Here is a 15,108-nt window from a genome sequence, read left to right on the forward strand (position 1 = left end):
ATACCTCTGAATTACAGTTCCGACACATTCACCGGGAACCGGTGCCGTACAGTCCCGGTCCCATGCGGACAGAAGAGCCGGCACTGAGCCGGGTCATGCACCGCTTCTGAAAGGACATCGCACATGCAACGCCGCCACTGGATAGTCAGCCTCATCACCGCCGCCGCTGTTTTCGCAAGCCCGCTGGCCATGGCCCAGGAGGAGGCGCCGGATGCACTGGTCAAGCGCATTTCCAGCGATGTGCTCGCTTCCGTGAAGGCCGATCCGGCGATCCAGAAGGGTGACATCAGTCGCATCGTGGCCTTGGTGGACGCCAAGATCATGCCCAGCGTCAACTTCTCCCGCATGACGTCCATGGCCGTTGGTCGTGCTTGGCGCCAGGCGACGCCCGAGCAGCAGAAGCAACTGCAGGACGAATTCAAGACGCTGCTGGTCCGGACCTATGCCGGAGCCCTGGGTGAGGTGCGAGACCAGACCCTGAGCTTCAAGCCGATGCGCTCCAAGCCGGAAGACACCGAAGTGGTGGTGCGTTCCGAGGTGCGTGGCAAGGGCGAGCCCATTCAGCTCGACTACCGCCTCGAAAAGTCGGACAGCGGCTGGAAAATCTACGACCTGAACGTGCTGGGTGTGTGGCTGGTGGAGACCTACAAGTCCCAGTTTGCCCAGGAAATCAACACCAAGGGCATCGATGGCCTGATTGCCAACCTGGTCCAGCGCAACAAGAGCGCTGCCGGCAAGACCAGCTGAGGCCGGCTGAACGTGTCCGATACCGCCGCCATCCCCTTGCCGGAACAGCTCACCCTCTCCGGCGCCGCCCAGACGCTCGAGAGGCTTCGGGAAGCGCTGCTCCGCCAGGCTGGTCCGACCGTGGTGCTGAACGCCGAGCCGCTGCGGGTGTTTGACACCTCGGCGGTCGCGGTGTTGCTGGAGCTGCGCAACGCGCTGCTGACCCAGGGCAAGACCTTGCAGGTCTCCCGCATGCCGCAGCGCCTGCAGGCGCTGGTCACGCTGTACGGCGTGGCCGAACTGTTGCCTGCCTGAGCCAGCCGCCAGCGGTGTTGCGCGCCGCGACATAAAATCGACGGCTCACCCGCGGTCAGCAGATGTCCTGCCAGCGTCCGGTGACCTGGCCCGCCTCCGCAATGCCCGCAGTTTCCTTCCAGAACGTTTCCAAGACCTACGCCTCGGCCCGCGGCGAACTGCAGGCGCTCAAGGGCGTGTCCTTTGACATCCAGCCCGGGGAGTTTTTTGGACTGCTCGGCCCAAATGGCGCCGGCAAGACCACCCTGATCAGCGTGCTGGCCGGTCTGGTGCGGGCCAGTGGGGGGCGCGTGCTGGTGCAGGGGCACGATGTCCAGTCCGATTACGCGGCGGCGCGGCGGGCGCTTGGTGTGGTGCCCCAGGAGCTGGTGTTCGATCCGTTCTTCAACGTCCGAGAGGCACTCCGCTTCCAGTCGGGCTATTTCGGCATCCACCACAACGACGACTGGATCGACGAGCTGCTGCAGGGGCTGGGACTGGCCGACAAGGCGGGCGCCAACATGCGCCAGCTATCGGGGGGCATGAAGCGCCGTGTGCTGGTGGCACAGGCCCTGGTGCACAAGCCGCCGGTGATCGTGCTCGACGAGCCCACAGCGGGCGTGGATGTGGAGTTGCGGCAGACCCTCTGGCAATTCATCAGCCAGCTCAACAAGCGTGGCAGCACGGTGCTGCTGACGACCCACTATCTGGAAGAGGCCGAGGCTTTGTGTGGCCGCATCGCCATGCTCCAGCAGGGCAGGGTGGTGGCGCTGGAGACAACATCCGACCTGCTGCGCCAGGCCTCGTCCAACGTGCTGCGATTCAAGACCGACCAGGCGCTGCCGCCCGGGCTGGCGGCCCAGGCGCGCGTCACGGGGCGGGTGGTGCAGCTGCCGGCGCACAACGCTATCGAGGTCGAGCAGTGGCTGGCACGGGCCCGGGAGGCCGGCGTGGTGGCGGAGGATGTGGAAATCCGCAAGGCTGACCTGGAGGATGTGTTCATCGAGGTGATGGAGCGGGCTTCCGGTCAGGCACAGAAGGTCACTCCATGAACGGCTGGCAGACCCTGTTCTACAAGGAGGTGCTGCGCTTCTGGAAGGTCGGCTTCCAGACGGTGGCGGCGCCGGTCATCACGGCCATCCTGTACATGATGATCTTCGGGCACGTGCTTGAAGGCAGCGCCAAGGTCTACGGCCAGGTGAACTACACCGCCTTCCTGCTGCCCGGCCTGGTGATGATGAGCGTGCTGCAGAACGCGTTTGCGAACAGCAGCTCGTCGCTGATCCAGAGCAAGATCATGGGCAACCTGGTGTTCCTGCTGCTCACGCCGTTGTCCCACCGCGCCTGGTTCTTCGCCTACGTCGGCTCCTCGGTGGTTCGCGGCCTCGCGGTGGGCGCGGGTGTGATGGCCGTGACTTGGTGGTATGCCCAGCCCAGTCTGGTGGCGCCGCTGTGGATTCTGGTGTTCGGGTTCATGGGCGCAGCCCTGCTGGGGGCCCTGGGCCTGATCGCGGGGCTCTGGGCCGAGAAGTTCGACCAGATGGCGGCGTTCCAGAACTTCATCATCATGCCCATGACCTTTCTCTCGGGCGTGTTCTATTCCATCCACTCCCTGCCCGACTTCTGGCAGACGGTGAGCCATCTCAATCCGTTCTTCTACATGATCGACGGCTTTCGCTACGGCTTCTTCGGGGTGAGCGATGTGTCGCCCTGGATGAGTCTGGGGCTGGTGGGAGGCGCGCTGGTGGCCGTCAGTGCCCTGGCCCTGCACCTGCTGCGCACCGGCTACAAAATCCGCCACTGAGCGATTACTTCCATGACTGCTGAACAGCTGCAACAACTCATCGCCGCCGGCCTGTCCTGCGAGCACATCGAAGTCACCGGTGATGGTCGCCACTGGGCGGCGGTGATCGTCTCGCCCGAATTCGAGGGCAAGCGGCCGATCGCTCGCCACCAGCGCGTCTATGCCACCTTGGGCGAACGCATCAAGACGGACGAGGTGCACGCCCTGTCCATGAAGACCTTCACCCCCGCCGAATGGGCGGCCCAGAACTGAGCGACCCGACACCATGGACAAACTGCGAATCACCGGTGGCCGCCCCCTCAACGGCGAGGTCACCATTTCGGGTGCCAAGAACGCGGCGCTGCCCGAAATCTGTGCGGCCCTGCTCACTGCTGATCCGGTGCACCTGAACAACGTGCCACGTCTGCGCGACGTGGCCACCATGCGCCTGCTGCTCGACAACATGGGCGTGCAGACCGAAACGCATGGTGAGCGCGGCGGTATGAGTTTCGTGGCGCCCGACAGCCTCAACCCCGAAGCCCCTTACGAGCTGGTCAAAACCATGCGCGCCTCGGTGCTGGTGCTGGGCCCGCTGCTGGCGCGGTTCGGTCGCGCCAAGGTGTCGCTGCCGGGCGGCTGCGCCATCGGCTCGCGCCCGGTGGACCAGCACATCAAGGGCCTGCAGGCCATGGGTGCCGAGATCGTGGTCGAACACGGCTACATGGTGGCCCAGCTGCCGCAGGGTCGCAGCCGCCTCAAGGGTGCACGCATCGCCACCGACATGGTGACAGTGACCGGCACCGAGAACTTCCTGATGGCCGCCTCACTGGCCGAGGGCGAGACGGTGCTGGAGAATGCGGCGCAGGAGCCTGAGATTCCCGATCTGGCCGAGATGCTGATCGCCATGGGCGCGAAGATCGAAGGCCATGGCACCAGCCGCATCCACATCCAGGGCGTGGACCGATTGCATGGCTGCACCCACCAGGTGGTGGCCGACCGCATCGAGGCGGGGACCTTCCTGTGCGCAGTGGCCGCCACTGGGGGCGATGTGGTGCTGCGCCACGGCCGCGCTGATCATCTGGACGCCGTGATCGACAAGCTGCGCGACGCTGGGGCACAAATCGAGGCTGGCGATGGCTTTATCCGTGTGCGTGCCTCGGGCCGCCTGAAGGCGCAGAGCTTTCGCACCACGGAGTACCCGGGCTTTCCGACCGACATGCAGGCGCAGTTCATGGCGCTCAACTGCATCGCGACCGGCACCAGCAAGGTCACCGAGACGATCTTTGAAAACCGGTTCATGCACGTCAACGAACTGGTGCGTTTGGGCGCCAAGATCCAGACCGACGGCAAGGTGGCCGTGATCGAGGGCATCGACCGCCTGCAGGGTGCCACCGTGATGGCCACCGATCTGCGCGCCTCGGCCAGTCTGGTGATCGCCGGCTTGGTGGCCGAGGGCGAAACCATCGTCGACCGCATCTACCACCTGGACCGGGGCTACGACCAGATGGAAGCCAAGCTGCGTGGCATCGGTGCCGACATCGAAAGAATCAAATGATCACCCTGGCGTTGTCCAAAGGTCGCATCTTCGACGAAACCCTGCCGCTGCTCGCGGCCGCGGGCATCCAGGTGCTGGAAGACCCGGAAACCTCCCGCAAGCTGATCCTGCCGACGAACCAGCCGGACGTGAGGGTGGTGCTGGTGCGCGCAACCGACGTGCCGACCTACGTGGAATACGGTGGCGCCGACCTCGGCGTGACGGGCAAGGACACCCTGATCGAGCACGGCGGCCAGGGCCTGTACCAGCCGCTGGACCTGCAGATCGCCAAGTGCCGCGTGAGCGTGGCGGTGCGGTCCGACTTTGACTATGCCTCGGCGGTGCGCCAGGGCTCGCGCCTGAAAGTCGCCACCAAGTACACGGCCATCGCGCGCGAGTTCTTCGCCAGCAAGGGCGTGCACGTGGACCTGATCAAGCTCTACGGCAGCATGGAGCTGGCGCCGTTGACCGGCCTGGCCGACGCCATCGTCGACCTGGTGTCCACTGGCAAGACGCTCGAGGCCAATAACCTAGTCGAGGTGGAGCAGATCATGGACATCAGCTCGCGCCTCGTGGTCAGCCAGGCAGCGCTCAAGCTCAAGCAGGCCCGCATCCGCCCCATCCTTGACGCCTTCTCACAAGCCATTTCCAAACAGTCCGTTCCATCATGAGCCTGTCCGCCCAGCCCGCCCGACTGAACACCTCCGCGCCCGACTTCGAGGCGCAGTTTGCAGCCCGGCTGCACTGGTCGGCGGACACGGACCATGCAATCGAGCAGCGGGTGGCGGACATACTGGACGACGTGAAGCGGCGCGGTGATGCCGCAGTGCTGGAGTACACGGCGCGCTTCGACGGCCTGCAGGCCGCCTCGATGGCCGAGCTGGAGCTGACGCAGGCCGACTTCAAGGCCGCCTTCGACGACTTGCCCGCCGCCCAGCGCGAGGCGCTACAGAATGCGGCGCGCCGCGTGCGCGGCTACCACGAGGCGCAGAAAAAAGCCTCCGGCGAGAGCTGGACCTACCGCGACGAGGATGGCACGCTGCTGGGTCAGAAGGTCACGCCGCTGGACCGCGTGGGTATCTACGTGCCCGGCGGCAAGGCGGCCTACCCGTCGAGCCTGATCATGAACGCGGTGCCTGCGCACGTGGCCGGTGTGGGTGAAATCATCATGGTGGTGCCGACGCCGGTGCGCGGCAGTGTCGCCACCGGCGGCACGGGCGTGACCACTGCCGCCCGCGGCGAGCGCAACGAACTGGTGCTGGCCGCCGCCTATGTGGCCGGCGTCACGCGCGCCTTCACCATCGGCGGCGCCCAGGCGGTGGCTGCTCTGGCCTACGGCACCGCGACCGTGCCCAAGGTGGACAAGATCACAGGCCCCGGCAACGCCTACGTGGCCAGTGCCAAACGCCGCGTGTTCGGCACCGTGGGCATCGACATGATCGCTGGCCCGAGCGAAATCCTGGTGCTGGCCGACGGCAGCACGCCGGCCGAGTGGGTGGCGATGGACCTGTTCAGCCAGGCCGAACACGACGAGCTGGCGCAGAGCATCCTGCTATGCCCCGATGCCGCCTACCTAGACGCGGTGCAGCGCGAGGTCGATCGCCTGCTGCCCACCATGCCGCGCGCGGCCATCATCGCCAAGAGCCTGAACGACCGTGGTGCGTTGATCCTCACGCGCGACATGGAAGAAGCCTGCGCCATCAGCAACCGCATTGCCCCTGAGCACCTGGAGGTCTCGAGCAGCGATCCGCACCGCTGGGAGCCGCTGCTGAAACACGCCGGCGCCATCTTCCTGGGCGCCTACACCAGCGAGAGCCTGGGCGACTACTGCGCCGGCCCCAACCACGTGCTGCCCACCAGCGGCACGGCCCGCTTCTCGTCCCCGCTGGGTGTGTACGACTTCCAGAAGCGCAGCAGCCTGATCGAGGTCAGCCAGGCCGGAGCACAACCGCTAGGCGCCATCGCCGCCGAGCTCGCCTATGGCGAGGGCCTGCAGGCCCATGCCCGTGCTGCCGAGCTGCGCCTGTCCACCGTGCCGCCGATGCGGGGCGCGAAGTGAACGCAATGAGCACCCCGAACCCGCTGCGGAACATCCGGCAGGACATCCAGTCCATGCACGCCTATGCCATCCAGGACTCGACCGGCATGGTCAAGCTGGATGCGATGGAAAACCCGTTTGGGCTGTCGCCCGAGCTGCAGGCGGCCCTGGGCGAGCGCCTGGGCGCGGTGGCCGTCAACCGCTACCCCGGCGCGCGCATCGAGGACCTGAAGCAGTCGCTGGCGCGCTACGTCGATCTGCCCGATGGCTGTGCCCTCATGCTGGGCAATGGCTCGGACGAGCTGATCTCGCTGCTGGCGATGGGCTGCGACGTGCCCGGTTCCAGTATCCTCGCGCCCCTGCCTGGCTTTGTGATGTACGCCATGAGCGCCCAGTTGCAGGGCCTGGCCTTCCACAGCGTGGATCTCACGGCCGATTTTGAGCTCGATGAAGCCGCCATGCTGGCCGCGCTGCGCGAGCACAAGCCCACCATCACCTACCTCGCCTACCCGAACAACCCCACCGCCAACCTGTGGGATGCCGCGGTGATCCGCAGCCTGATCGCCGAGGCGGCCGCCTTCGGTGGCCTGGTGGTGATGGACGAGGCCTACCAGCCGTTCTCCAGCCGCAGCTGGCTGGACGAGATCCGCGCGAACCCGGCGGCGAATGCCAACGTGCTGCTCATGCGCACCCTGTCCAAGTTCGGTCTGGCCGGCGTGCGTCTGGGCTACATGCTCGGCCCGCAGGCGCTGGTGCACGAGATTGACAAGCTGCGCCCGCCCTACAACGTGAGCGTGCTCAACGCCGAGTGCGCGTTGTTCGCGCTGGAGCACGCCGACGTGTTCGCCCGGCAGGCGGCCACCATCCGCGCCGAGCGCGAGCGCCTGGTCGCCGCCCTGGCGGCCATGCCGGGCGTCCAGCCCTTTCCCAGCCAGGCCAATATGGTGCTGGTGCGGGTGCCCGATGCGCAGAAAGCCTTTGACGGCCTGAAGGCGCGCGGCGTGCTGGTCAAGAATGTTTCTAAAATGCACCCACTGCTGGGCCACTGCCTGCGCCTCACGGTCGGCACCCCCGACGAGAACACGCAGCTGATCGCCGCCCTGCAATCCAGTCTATGACCACCCCTTCTTCCGCCCCGGCCCGCGTGGCCGACGTCCAGCGCAACACTTCCGAGACGCAGATCCGCGTGCACGTCAACCTTGACGGCTCGGGCAAGGCGCAGCTCTCTACCGGCATCGGCTTCTTCGACCACATGCTCGACCAGATTGCCCGTCACGGGCTGATCGACCTAGAGATTGACGCCAAAGGCGACCTGCACATCGATGGTCACCACACGGTGGAAGACGTGGGCATCACCCTGGGTCAGGCCTTTGCCAAGGCGGTGGGCGACAAGAAGGGCATCCGCCGCTACGGTCACGCCTATGTGCCGCTGGACGAAGCGCTCTCGCGCGTGGTGATCGACTTCTCCGGCCGCCCGGGCCTGCACATGCGTGTGCCTTTCAAGGCCGGCATGGTCGGGGCCTTCGATACGCAGCTGGCCTTTGAGTTCTTCCAGGGCTTTGTCAACCATGCGGGTGTGACGCTGCACATCGACAACCTGCACGGCGAGAATGCCCATCACCAGGCCGAAACCGTGTTCAAGGCCTTTGCCCGCGCGCTGCGCATGGCGCTGGAGCGCGACGAACGCCTGGGTGACGTGATTCCCTCGACCAAAGGTTCGCTCTGAGTCTTTCCTCTTCAGGGTCCTGATGAAATCCAAGACAGTCGCCGTGGTGGACTACGGCAGCGGCAACCTGCGCTCCGTTTCGCAGGCGGTGATGCATGCCGCCATCGGTTCCGGGGTCGACGTGGTCGTCACCTCCGATGCGCAGGCCGTGTTCGACGCCGAACGTGTGGTTCTGCCCGGGCAGGGCCACATGGCGGACTGCATGAATGAGCTCGCCTCCTCAGGCCTGAAGGACGCCGTCTTGCATGCGGCCGCCCACAAACCCCTGTTCGGGGTCTGCGTCGGCATGCAGATGCTGCTGGAACGCAGTGAGGAGGGTCCGACCGACGGACTGGGTCTGATGCCGGGCGAGGTAGTGCGGTTCCGCCTTGGCGACCGTCTGCAAGAGGACGGCAGCCGTTTCAAGGTGCCCCAGATGGGCTGGAACCAGGTGTTCCACCGCCTGGACGGCCGTGCCGAACACCCGATGTGGTCCGGCATCGCCGATGGCGCTTATTTCTACTTCGTGCACAGCTACTACACACGTCCTGCCGATCCGGCCCATGTGGTGGGCGAGACCGACTTTGGCGGCCGCTTTGCGTCGGCGATCGCGCGCGATAACATTTTTGCGACCCAGTTTCACCCGGAAAAAAGCGCCGACCAGGGCCTGGCGCTGTACCGGAACTTCCTGTCCTGGAAACCCTGAGTGCCCTCACCTCTTCAACCATCATGCTGCTGATTCCCGCCATTGACATGAAAGACGGCCAGTGCGTTCGCCTCAAGCAGGGGGACATGGACCAGACCACGGTGTTCGGCGAAGACCCGGCGGCCATGGCCCGCAGCTGGGTCGACAAGGGTGCGCGGCGCATCCACCTGGTCGATCTCAACGGTGCCTTTGCGGGCAAGCCCAAGAACGAACAGGCCATCCGCGCCGTGCTCAAGGAGGTCGGCTCTGAAGTCGATGTGCAGCTCGGTGGTGGCATCCGCGACCTGGACACCATCGAGCGCTATCTGGACGCCGGTCTGCGCTACGTGATCATCGGCACCGCGGCGGTCAAGAACCCCGGCTTCCTGCAAGACGCCTGCACCGCCTTCGGCGGCCACATCATCGTCGGCCTCGACGCCAAGGACGGCAAGGTGGCCACCGACGGCTGGAGCAAGCTCACCGGCCATGAGGTGGTGGACCTGGGCAAAAAGTTCGAGGACTACGGCGTCGAATCCATCATCTACACCGACATCGGCCGCGACGGCATGCTCAGCGGCATCAACATCGAGGCCACCGTCAAGCTGGCGCAGTCCTTGTCGATCCCTGTCATCGCCTCGGGCGGCCTGTCCAACCTGGAAGACATCCGCAAGCTGTGTGCGGTGGAAGACGAGGGCGTCGAAGGCGTGATCTGCGGTCGTTCGATCTACAGCGGTGATCTGGACTTCGAGGCGGCGCAGGCGCTGGCCGACGAGTTGAACGGATAAGGCCGAGATGCTCGCCAAACGCATCATCCCCTGCTTGGACGTGACCGGTGGCCGTGTGGTCAAGGGCGTCAACTTCGTGGAACTGCGCGACGCCGGTGACCCGGTGGAGATCGCAGCGCGTTACAACGAGCAGGGCGCCGACGAGCTGACCTTCCTCGACATCACCGCCACCAGCGACGGTCGCGACCTGATCCTGCACATCATCGAGGCGGTGGCTTCGCAGGTGTTCATCCCGCTCACGGTCGGTGGTGGCGTGCGCACGGTTGAGGACGTGCGTCGCCTGCTCAACGCCGGCGCCGACAAGACCAGCTTCAATTCGGCGGCCATCGCCAACCCCCAGGTGATCCGCGACGCGTCCGACAAGTACGGCGCCCAGTGCATCGTGGTCGCGATCGACGCCAAGCGTCGCCACAGCGACGACCTGGCCGCGCGGGGTGCCGGCTGGGACGTCTACAGCCACGGCGGCCGCAAGAACACCGGTCTGGACGCCGTGACCTGGGCGCGCCAGATGGCCGACTACGGCGCTGGCGAAATCCTGCTGACCAGCATGGACCGCGACGGCACCAAGAGCGGCTTCGACCTGGAGCTCACGCGCGCCGTTGCCGACGCGGTCAGCGTACCTGTCATCGCGTCCGGCGGCGTGGGCAACCTCGATCACTTGGCCGACGGTGTTCAGCAGGGGGGGGCGGACGCGGTGCTGGCCGCCAGCATCTTCCACTACGGCGAGTACACCGTGGCCCAGGCCAAGCAGCGCATGGCTGAGCGCGGCATTCCGGTGAGGTTGTGATGGACTGGCTCGACGCCATCAAGTGGGACGCGCAGGGCCTGGTGCCCGTGATTGCGCAGGAGGCGGCCACAGGCGACGTGCTGATGTTCGCCTGGATGAACCGGGAAGCGCTGCAGAAAACGGCCGAACTGGGCCGGGCGGTTTATTTCAGCCGTTCGCGCAACAAGCTCTGGTTCAAGGGCGAGGAGTCGGGTCATGTGCAGACGGTGCACGACATTCGCCTGGACTGCGACAACGACGTGGTGCTGCTCAAGGTGACGCAACTCGGGCATGAGCCCGGCATCGCCTGCCACACCGGGCGTCACAGCTGCTTCTTCCAGAGCCATCAGAATGGGCAATGGGTGTCGGTCGATCCTGTCCTCAAAGACCCCGAATCGATCTACAAGTGAGCACTATGTCCGACACAGATTCTTTGGCCCGTCTGGCCGCTGTCATCGAAAGCCGCAAGCCAGCCAATGGCGGCGATCCCGAGAAGAGTTACGTTGCTCGGCTGCTGCACAAGGGTCCGGACGCTTTCCTCAAGAAGATCGGTGAGGAAGCCACCGAGGCGGTGATGGCCGCCAAGGACTGTGACCATGGTGGCGACGTGCAGAAGCTTGTGAACGAGGTGGCCGATCTGTGGTTTCACAGCATGATCGCGCTCGCCCACTATGGCCGGGCGCCGGCTGACGTGGTGGCCGAACTGGCGCGCCGTGAAGGGCTGAGTGGTCTGGAAGAAAAAGCCCTGCGCAAGGCGGTGGCGCGCGAGGCGGAACCCAAATCCTGAAAGGAGCCGACATGAGTGACATCATCGACGTCAAGGCAGTGGACAGCGAAAAAGCCGAATCCCTCAAGACGGTCGGCTGGATCAGCTACCTGCTGCACCTGATCGTTGCGGTGGCGGCGGTTCTACCGGGTGCGCAGGGGGGCGTTGGCATCCTGCTGGTGGCGCTGATCATCGACCTGGTGAAGAAGGGCGATGCCGAAGGCACCTGGCAGGCCAGCCATTTCTCTTGGCGCATCCGCAGCGTGATCTGGGCCGGCATTCTGTACGTCCTCACCTGGCCGCTGTGGCTGCTGTTGCTGCTACCTGGCATGATCGCTTGGGCCATCGTCTCCATCTGGTTCCTCTACCGCATTGTGCGGGGCATGGTGCGCATGAATGCCAGCCAGGCCATGCCTTCCTGAAGTCGCCCAAAACCCCATGAGTCATCAAGACCCCAACTGCATCTTTTGCAAGATCGTTGCTGGCCAGATCCCGTCCCGAAAGGTGTACGAGGACGAGGAGTTGTATGCGTTTCACGACATCCATCCCTGGGCGCCGGTGCATTTCCTGCTGATACCCAAGCGGCATCTGGCCTCCATGGCGCAGCTGACACCCGCTGACGAGGGCTGGATGGGGCGTCTGATGGTGCTGGCGCCCAAGCTGGCACTGGAGCAGGGTTGCAATCCGTATCCTGAAGGTGGCTTTCGCATGGTGTGCAACACCGGTGTTGAAGGCGGTCAGGAGGTTCAGCACCTGCACTGGCATGTGATGGGCGGTCCTCGTCCCTGGGCGCGCGGCTGAACCAAACCCGGGGTCGTAGAATCCCAGCATTGGCGCCCACCGCGCTTTCACACAACGTTTCTGGAGATACTCATGGGCTCATTCTCGATTTGGCATTGGCTAATCGTGCTGCTGATCGTGGTCATGGTGTTTGGCACCAAAAAGCTGAAGAACATCGGCTCCGACCTCGGCGGCGCCGTCAAAGGCTTCAAGGACGGTATGAAAGACGGTGGGCAGTCCGCAGATGCAGCGCAAGCTGCTCAGGTGGGTCAAGACAGCCGCAGCGAAAAGACCACCATTGACGTCGAAGCCAAGCAAAAGAGCTGAGTCACCGCGGCGCACGACCATTGGTGTGCCGTATTTGATGTCTTGCCGCACACCGGTCCATGATTGATCTCGGTATCTCCAAGCTAGCGCTGATCGGAGCGGTGGCGCTCATCGTCATTGGCCCTGAGAAGCTCCCTCGTGTGGCTCGTACAGTCGGGACCTTGCTGGGCAAGGCTCAGCGCTACGTGGCCGACGTGAAGGCGGAAGTCAGCCGGTCCATGGAGCTCGAAGAGCTCAAGAAAATGAAAGAGTCGGTGGAGACGGCGGCGCGCGACGTAGAGTCGTCGGTTGCATCCGGTGCCAGCGATTTCGAAAAATCCTGGTCCGAAGCCACGTCCGGTCTGGATGGATCGGCGTTTTCCTCGGATACCGCGGACGCACTCTCCCAGCTCGGCACCGAAAGCGTTCCTTCCTACAAGCACCCCCGGAAGAACTGGCGCATCAAGCAGAAAGCGATGCCTCAGTGGTACAAGGCCCGCACGGGCGTGCGCACGCGTGCCCAATCCGGTGCGGCCCGCGTGGCCCGATTCCGCCCACGCCCCTCTTCCGCCTCCCGCTGATGTCCGATCCTGACAAATCCACCGACGAGCTCGCCGGTTCAGAGCAGCCATTTGTCCAGCATCTCATGGAGCTGCGCGACCGGTTGCTGTATGGCATTGCCGGCCTCGGGGTCTGCATGGCTTTGCTGGCCATCTGGCCAGGCCCCAGCGGACTGATTGATCTCATTGCGGTACCCATCCGGGCGCACATGCCGCCCGATGCCAAGCTGATCGCTGTGGGGGTGTTTTCGCCATTCTTTGTGCCGCTCAAGGTGCTGGCCATGGGAGCGTTGCTGCTCTCGCTGCCCTGGTGGATGTACCAGATCTGGGCGTTTGTGGCGCCGGGGCTGTACAGCCATGAAAAGCGATTTGCGGTTCCGCTGATCATCCTGGGCAGCCTGCTGGCTTACGTGGGCATTGCCTTCGTCCAGTTCTTCGTGCTGGACAAGATGTTCGGCTTCATCCAGCAGTTCACTCCCCAGAGCGTGGCAGCGACCCCTGACATTGCCTCGTATGTGGAGGCGATCCTGTCGCTCTATCTCGCCTTTGGCCTGGCGTTCCAGGTGCCGATCGTGGTGGTGCTGCTGGTGAAAATGAACATGGTCAGCGTCAAGCAGCTGAAGGAGTTCCGGGGTTACTTCATCGTCGTGGCGTTCGTGATCGCCGCCGTCGTGACCCCGCCGGACGTGATTTCACAGCTCGCGCTGGCGGTGCCCATGTGCCTGCTGTACGAGCTGGGCATCTGGGGCTCGCAGTGGTTTGTGCGCAATACCAGGGCCCCCGACGAATCTGTGAAAGACGGCGCGGCGTCCTGATCAGCGGTTGGGCTGGGGCCTGGGCAGGTTGCGCTTGCCCGGCGTGATCTGGATGCGCTGTTTTCCGTCCTTCCTGACGATCTCCAAACTGGAGGGCACGCCCGGCGCGAGAGCCGCCACGGCAGACAGCAACTGGGATACGTTGCTGACCGGTTTGTCGCCCACCTGGGTCACCACGTCGCCGGGGCGGATACCGGCCTGGGCGGCCGGCCCGTTCTGTAGCACACCGGTGATGATGACGCCCGTGCCCGAGGGGATCGAAAAACTCTCGGCCAGCTCCGGGGTCAGGTCTTGCGGTTCCACGCCAATCCAGCCCCGAGTGACCTTGCCATCTCGCACGATGGCATCCATCACGCTGCGCGCGGTAGAGGTCGGGATGGCAAATCCAATGCCCATGGAGCCGCCCGAACGGGAATAGATCGCGGTATTGATGCCCATCAGGTGTCCGTGGATGTCCACCAGCGCACCGCCCGAATTGCCCGGGTTGATGGCCGCATCGGTCTGTATGAAGTTCTCGAAGGTGTTGATGCCCAGCTGGGTACGCCCCAGGGCGCTGACGATGCCGCTCGTCACGGTTTGACCGACCCCGAAGGGGTTGCCAATCGCCAGCACCTGGTCGCCGATGAACAGCGCTTCCGAGTTGCCCAAGGTGATCACCGGCAGATTGCCCAGACTGATCTTCAAGATGGCCAGATCGGTTTCCGGATCGGTGCCAATGACCTGGGCAGTGCTTCGACGGCCATCGTTGAGCACCACCTCGATCTGGTCCGCTTCTTCAATCACGTGGTTGTTGGTCAGGATGTAGCCTGCTTCGCTCACGATCACGCCTGAACCCAGGCCGGCCTGAGGTTGTCCCTGCCCCTGCTCGCCGAAAAAGAACCGGAACCAGGGGTCGGCCATCTGGGTCTGATCAGGTGCTTTGCTGGTGTTGATGCTCACGACCGCGGGGGATGCCCGCTTGGCCGCCTCTCTGAAGCTGGTGGCCGATGCTTCCTCGGAGATGGGTCCGGGAGACTCAACCACCGGCACCACCGTTGGCAGCACATTGCGGCGGTCCAGCCAGTGGGGCTTGAGCGTGCCCACGACAAAAAGGACGGCCACCGCAACGGTGACGGTTTGGGCGAAAAGTAGCCAGATGCGTTTCATGTTGGAAGGGTGCAAAAGGAACGGGAGCTTTGGAGCATTTCGCTGCATCCCTGTTGAGATTGTCACGTATATGACCACGCGGCTAGCTGGTTCAAGCCGATTGATGCAGGTCAATGCGAACAGCGTGGCTTGGAGATGCAATGGCTGCCTGTTGTCACAGAGGACTGGAGCACACGATGAAAGCCATTGCAGATCTTTTTTCCACCGACTACGGGCTTTTCAGCATCGCAGGCATTGCTTTCATGATCGGCATGGCAATCTGGTTCTACCGGTTTTTCAACCGCAAGATGCTGGAGTCCGAGCGGGCCGAACGCAAACGCGGCTGAGCAGCGCCAGTCAAGGCAGCGTTCCAAGGTGGGCGGTGACAGAATAGAACGCTGGCGCCAGGATGTCCCTGGTGACCTGTTCTGATTCACCGT

The 15,108-nt window shown here is 64.4% G+C and carries 22 protein-coding genes; 21 read left to right on the forward strand and 1 reads right to left on the reverse strand.

All coding sequences use genetic code 11. The features are described 5' to 3' along the window. Nucleotides 1-123 precede the first annotated feature (123 nt). From ACFOPI_RS23510 to tatC, 20 genes are all read left to right on the forward strand, one after another. Nucleotides 124-747: an MlaC/ttg2D family ABC transporter substrate-binding protein gene (locus ACFOPI_RS23510; protein WP_382179628.1), complete on the forward strand. Its 624-nt coding sequence runs from the start codon at nt 124-126 to the stop codon at nt 745-747. Between the two features lie 12 nt (nt 748-759). Continuing rightward, the gene (locus ACFOPI_RS23515) at nt 760-1,041 is read left to right on the forward strand and encodes an STAS domain-containing protein (protein ID WP_382179631.1); all 282 of its coding nucleotides are present in this window, start codon (nt 760-762) and stop codon (nt 1,039-1,041) included. Nucleotides 1,042-1,142: 101 nt separating this feature from the next. Next, a complete protein-coding gene (locus ACFOPI_RS23520; protein WP_382179634.1) occupies nt 1,143-2,072 on the forward strand; it encodes an ABC transporter ATP-binding protein in 930 nt (309 codons plus the stop codon). After that, on the forward strand, nt 2,069-2,824 hold the full coding sequence (locus ACFOPI_RS23525; protein WP_079366769.1) for an ABC transporter permease: 756 nt from the start codon (nt 2,069-2,071) through the stop codon (nt 2,822-2,824). The genes ACFOPI_RS23520 and ACFOPI_RS23525 overlap by 4 nt, the downstream gene beginning before the upstream one ends. A 12-nt stretch (nt 2,825-2,836) precedes the next feature. Further along, the gene (locus ACFOPI_RS23530; RefSeq protein WP_066257854.1) at nt 2,837-3,076 is read left to right on the forward strand and encodes a BolA family protein; all 240 of its coding nucleotides are present in this window, start codon (nt 2,837-2,839) and stop codon (nt 3,074-3,076) included. A gap of 13 nt (nt 3,077-3,089) precedes the next feature. After that, entirely contained in the window at nt 3,090-4,358 is a 1,269-nt protein-coding gene (gene murA, locus ACFOPI_RS23535; RefSeq protein WP_382179637.1) for a UDP-N-acetylglucosamine 1-carboxyvinyltransferase, read from the forward strand. Then, nucleotides 4,355-5,008 (forward strand): ATP phosphoribosyltransferase, encoded by a 654-nt coding sequence (gene hisG, locus ACFOPI_RS23540; protein WP_382179640.1) that lies wholly within the window; start codon nt 4,355-4,357, stop codon nt 5,006-5,008. The genes murA and hisG overlap by 4 nt, the downstream gene beginning before the upstream one ends. Continuing rightward, nucleotides 5,005-6,396: a histidinol dehydrogenase gene (gene hisD / locus ACFOPI_RS23545; protein WP_382179643.1), complete on the forward strand. Its 1,392-nt coding sequence runs from the start codon at nt 5,005-5,007 to the stop codon at nt 6,394-6,396. The genes hisG and hisD overlap by 4 nt, the downstream gene beginning before the upstream one ends. A 5-nt stretch (nt 6,397-6,401) precedes the next feature. After that, nucleotides 6,402-7,493, forward strand: a complete 1,092-nt coding sequence (hisC, locus tag ACFOPI_RS23550; RefSeq protein WP_382179646.1) for a histidinol-phosphate transaminase — start codon at nt 6,402-6,404, stop codon at nt 7,491-7,493. Beyond that, nucleotides 7,490-8,101, forward strand: a complete 612-nt coding sequence (gene hisB, locus ACFOPI_RS23555) for an imidazoleglycerol-phosphate dehydratase HisB (protein ID WP_382179649.1) — start codon at nt 7,490-7,492, stop codon at nt 8,099-8,101. Before hisC ends, hisB begins: the two co-directional genes overlap by 4 nt. A gap of 22 nt (nt 8,102-8,123) precedes the next feature. Continuing rightward, nucleotides 8,124-8,786 carry an imidazole glycerol phosphate synthase subunit HisH gene (hisH, locus tag ACFOPI_RS23560; protein WP_382179652.1) on the forward strand — a complete coding sequence of 221 codons (663 nt, stop codon included), beginning with the start codon at nt 8,124-8,126 and terminating at the stop codon, nt 8,784-8,786. 23 nt (nt 8,787-8,809) lie between these two features. Beyond that, nucleotides 8,810-9,550, forward strand: coding sequence for a 1-(5-phosphoribosyl)-5-[(5-phosphoribosylamino)methylideneamino]imidazole-4-carboxamide isomerase (gene hisA, locus ACFOPI_RS23565; protein ID WP_127804438.1), 741 nt, complete (start codon nt 8,810-8,812; stop codon nt 9,548-9,550). 7 nt (nt 9,551-9,557) lie between these two features. After that, the gene (hisF, locus tag ACFOPI_RS23570; protein WP_382179657.1) at nt 9,558-10,337 is read left to right on the forward strand and encodes an imidazole glycerol phosphate synthase subunit HisF; all 780 of its coding nucleotides are present in this window, start codon (nt 9,558-9,560) and stop codon (nt 10,335-10,337) included. Continuing rightward, on the forward strand, nt 10,337-10,726 hold the full coding sequence (hisI, locus tag ACFOPI_RS23575) for a phosphoribosyl-AMP cyclohydrolase (protein WP_382179659.1): 390 nt from the start codon (nt 10,337-10,339) through the stop codon (nt 10,724-10,726). Before hisF ends, hisI begins: the two co-directional genes overlap by 1 nt. Before the next feature lie 5 nt (nt 10,727-10,731). Beyond that, the gene (locus ACFOPI_RS23580; RefSeq protein ID WP_382179662.1) at nt 10,732-11,103 is read left to right on the forward strand and encodes a phosphoribosyl-ATP diphosphatase; all 372 of its coding nucleotides are present in this window, start codon (nt 10,732-10,734) and stop codon (nt 11,101-11,103) included. An 11-nt stretch (nt 11,104-11,114) separates the two neighbouring features. Then, complete coding sequence (locus ACFOPI_RS23585) at nt 11,115-11,504, forward strand: DUF4870 family protein (RefSeq protein WP_382179665.1); 390 nt, start codon at nt 11,115-11,117, stop codon at nt 11,502-11,504. Between the two features lie 16 nt (nt 11,505-11,520). Further along, nucleotides 11,521-11,883: a histidine triad nucleotide-binding protein gene (locus tag ACFOPI_RS23590; RefSeq protein ID WP_382179668.1), complete on the forward strand. Its 363-nt coding sequence runs from the start codon at nt 11,521-11,523 to the stop codon at nt 11,881-11,883. 72 nt (nt 11,884-11,955) lie between these two features. After that, nucleotides 11,956-12,189 carry a Sec-independent protein translocase subunit TatA gene (gene tatA / locus ACFOPI_RS23595; protein ID WP_382179671.1) on the forward strand — a complete coding sequence of 78 codons (234 nt, stop codon included), beginning with the start codon at nt 11,956-11,958 and terminating at the stop codon, nt 12,187-12,189. A 59-nt stretch (nt 12,190-12,248) separates the two neighbouring features. Next, a complete protein-coding gene (gene tatB / locus ACFOPI_RS23600; protein WP_382179674.1) occupies nt 12,249-12,749 on the forward strand; it encodes a Sec-independent protein translocase protein TatB in 501 nt (166 codons plus the stop codon). Beyond that, nucleotides 12,749-13,543, forward strand: a complete 795-nt coding sequence (gene tatC / locus ACFOPI_RS23605) for a twin-arginine translocase subunit TatC (RefSeq protein WP_382179677.1) — start codon at nt 12,749-12,751, stop codon at nt 13,541-13,543. Before tatB ends, tatC begins: the two co-directional genes overlap by 1 nt. Here tatC and ACFOPI_RS23610 read toward each other — a convergent pair whose 3' ends face one another. Next, nucleotides 13,544-14,689 (reverse strand): trypsin-like peptidase domain-containing protein, encoded by a 1,146-nt coding sequence (locus ACFOPI_RS23610; RefSeq protein WP_382179831.1) that lies wholly within the window; start codon nt 14,687-14,689, stop codon nt 13,544-13,546. It abuts the gene before it with no gap. Nucleotides 14,690-14,865: 176 nt separating this feature from the next. Here ACFOPI_RS23610 and ACFOPI_RS23615 point away from each other — a divergent pair, with 176 nt between their 5' ends. After that, a complete protein-coding gene (locus tag ACFOPI_RS23615) occupies nt 14,866-15,015 on the forward strand; it encodes a DUF3149 domain-containing protein (protein WP_382179680.1) in 150 nt (49 codons plus the stop codon). Nucleotides 15,016-15,108 lie beyond the last annotated feature (93 nt).

The organism is Hydrogenophaga luteola, from assembly GCF_042648585.1.
Lineage (GTDB): Bacteria > Pseudomonadota > Gammaproteobacteria > Burkholderiales > Burkholderiaceae_C > Hydrogenophaga > Hydrogenophaga luteola.

Coding starts and splice junctions, on each gene's coding strand:
- ACFOPI_RS23510 (WP_382179628.1), top strand. CDS start 124: ATGCAACGCCGCCACTGGATAGTCAGCCTCATCACCGCCGCCGCTGTT.
- ACFOPI_RS23520 (WP_382179634.1), top strand. CDS start 1,143: ATGCCCGCAGTTTCCTTCCAGAACGTTTCCAAGACCTACGCCTCGGCC.
- ACFOPI_RS23525 (WP_079366769.1), top strand. CDS start 2,069: ATGAACGGCTGGCAGACCCTGTTCTACAAGGAGGTGCTGCGCTTCTGG.
- ACFOPI_RS23530 (WP_066257854.1), top strand. CDS start 2,837: ATGACTGCTGAACAGCTGCAACAACTCATCGCCGCCGGCCTGTCCTGC.
- murA (WP_382179637.1), top strand. CDS start 3,090: ATGGACAAACTGCGAATCACCGGTGGCCGCCCCCTCAACGGCGAGGTC.
- hisG (WP_382179640.1), top strand. CDS start 4,355: ATGATCACCCTGGCGTTGTCCAAAGGTCGCATCTTCGACGAAACCCTG.
- hisD (WP_382179643.1), top strand. CDS start 5,005: ATGAGCCTGTCCGCCCAGCCCGCCCGACTGAACACCTCCGCGCCCGAC.
- hisC (WP_382179646.1), top strand. CDS start 6,402: ATGAGCACCCCGAACCCGCTGCGGAACATCCGGCAGGACATCCAGTCC.
- hisB (WP_382179649.1), top strand. CDS start 7,490: ATGACCACCCCTTCTTCCGCCCCGGCCCGCGTGGCCGACGTCCAGCGC.
- hisH (WP_382179652.1), top strand. CDS start 8,124: ATGAAATCCAAGACAGTCGCCGTGGTGGACTACGGCAGCGGCAACCTG.
- hisA (WP_127804438.1), top strand. CDS start 8,810: ATGCTGCTGATTCCCGCCATTGACATGAAAGACGGCCAGTGCGTTCGC.
- hisF (WP_382179657.1), top strand. CDS start 9,558: ATGCTCGCCAAACGCATCATCCCCTGCTTGGACGTGACCGGTGGCCGT.
- hisI (WP_382179659.1), top strand. CDS start 10,337: ATGGACTGGCTCGACGCCATCAAGTGGGACGCGCAGGGCCTGGTGCCC.
- ACFOPI_RS23580 (WP_382179662.1), top strand. CDS start 10,732: ATGTCCGACACAGATTCTTTGGCCCGTCTGGCCGCTGTCATCGAAAGC.
- ACFOPI_RS23585 (WP_382179665.1), top strand. CDS start 11,115: ATGAGTGACATCATCGACGTCAAGGCAGTGGACAGCGAAAAAGCCGAA.
- ACFOPI_RS23590 (WP_382179668.1), top strand. CDS start 11,521: ATGAGTCATCAAGACCCCAACTGCATCTTTTGCAAGATCGTTGCTGGC.
- tatA (WP_382179671.1), top strand. CDS start 11,956: ATGGGCTCATTCTCGATTTGGCATTGGCTAATCGTGCTGCTGATCGTG.
- tatB (WP_382179674.1), top strand. CDS start 12,249: ATGATTGATCTCGGTATCTCCAAGCTAGCGCTGATCGGAGCGGTGGCG.
- tatC (WP_382179677.1), top strand. CDS start 12,749: ATGTCCGATCCTGACAAATCCACCGACGAGCTCGCCGGTTCAGAGCAG.
- ACFOPI_RS23610 (WP_382179831.1), bottom strand. CDS start 14,689: ATGAAACGCATCTGGCTACTTTTCGCCCAAACCGTCACCGTTGCGGTG.
- ACFOPI_RS23615 (WP_382179680.1), top strand. CDS start 14,866: ATGAAAGCCATTGCAGATCTTTTTTCCACCGACTACGGGCTTTTCAGC.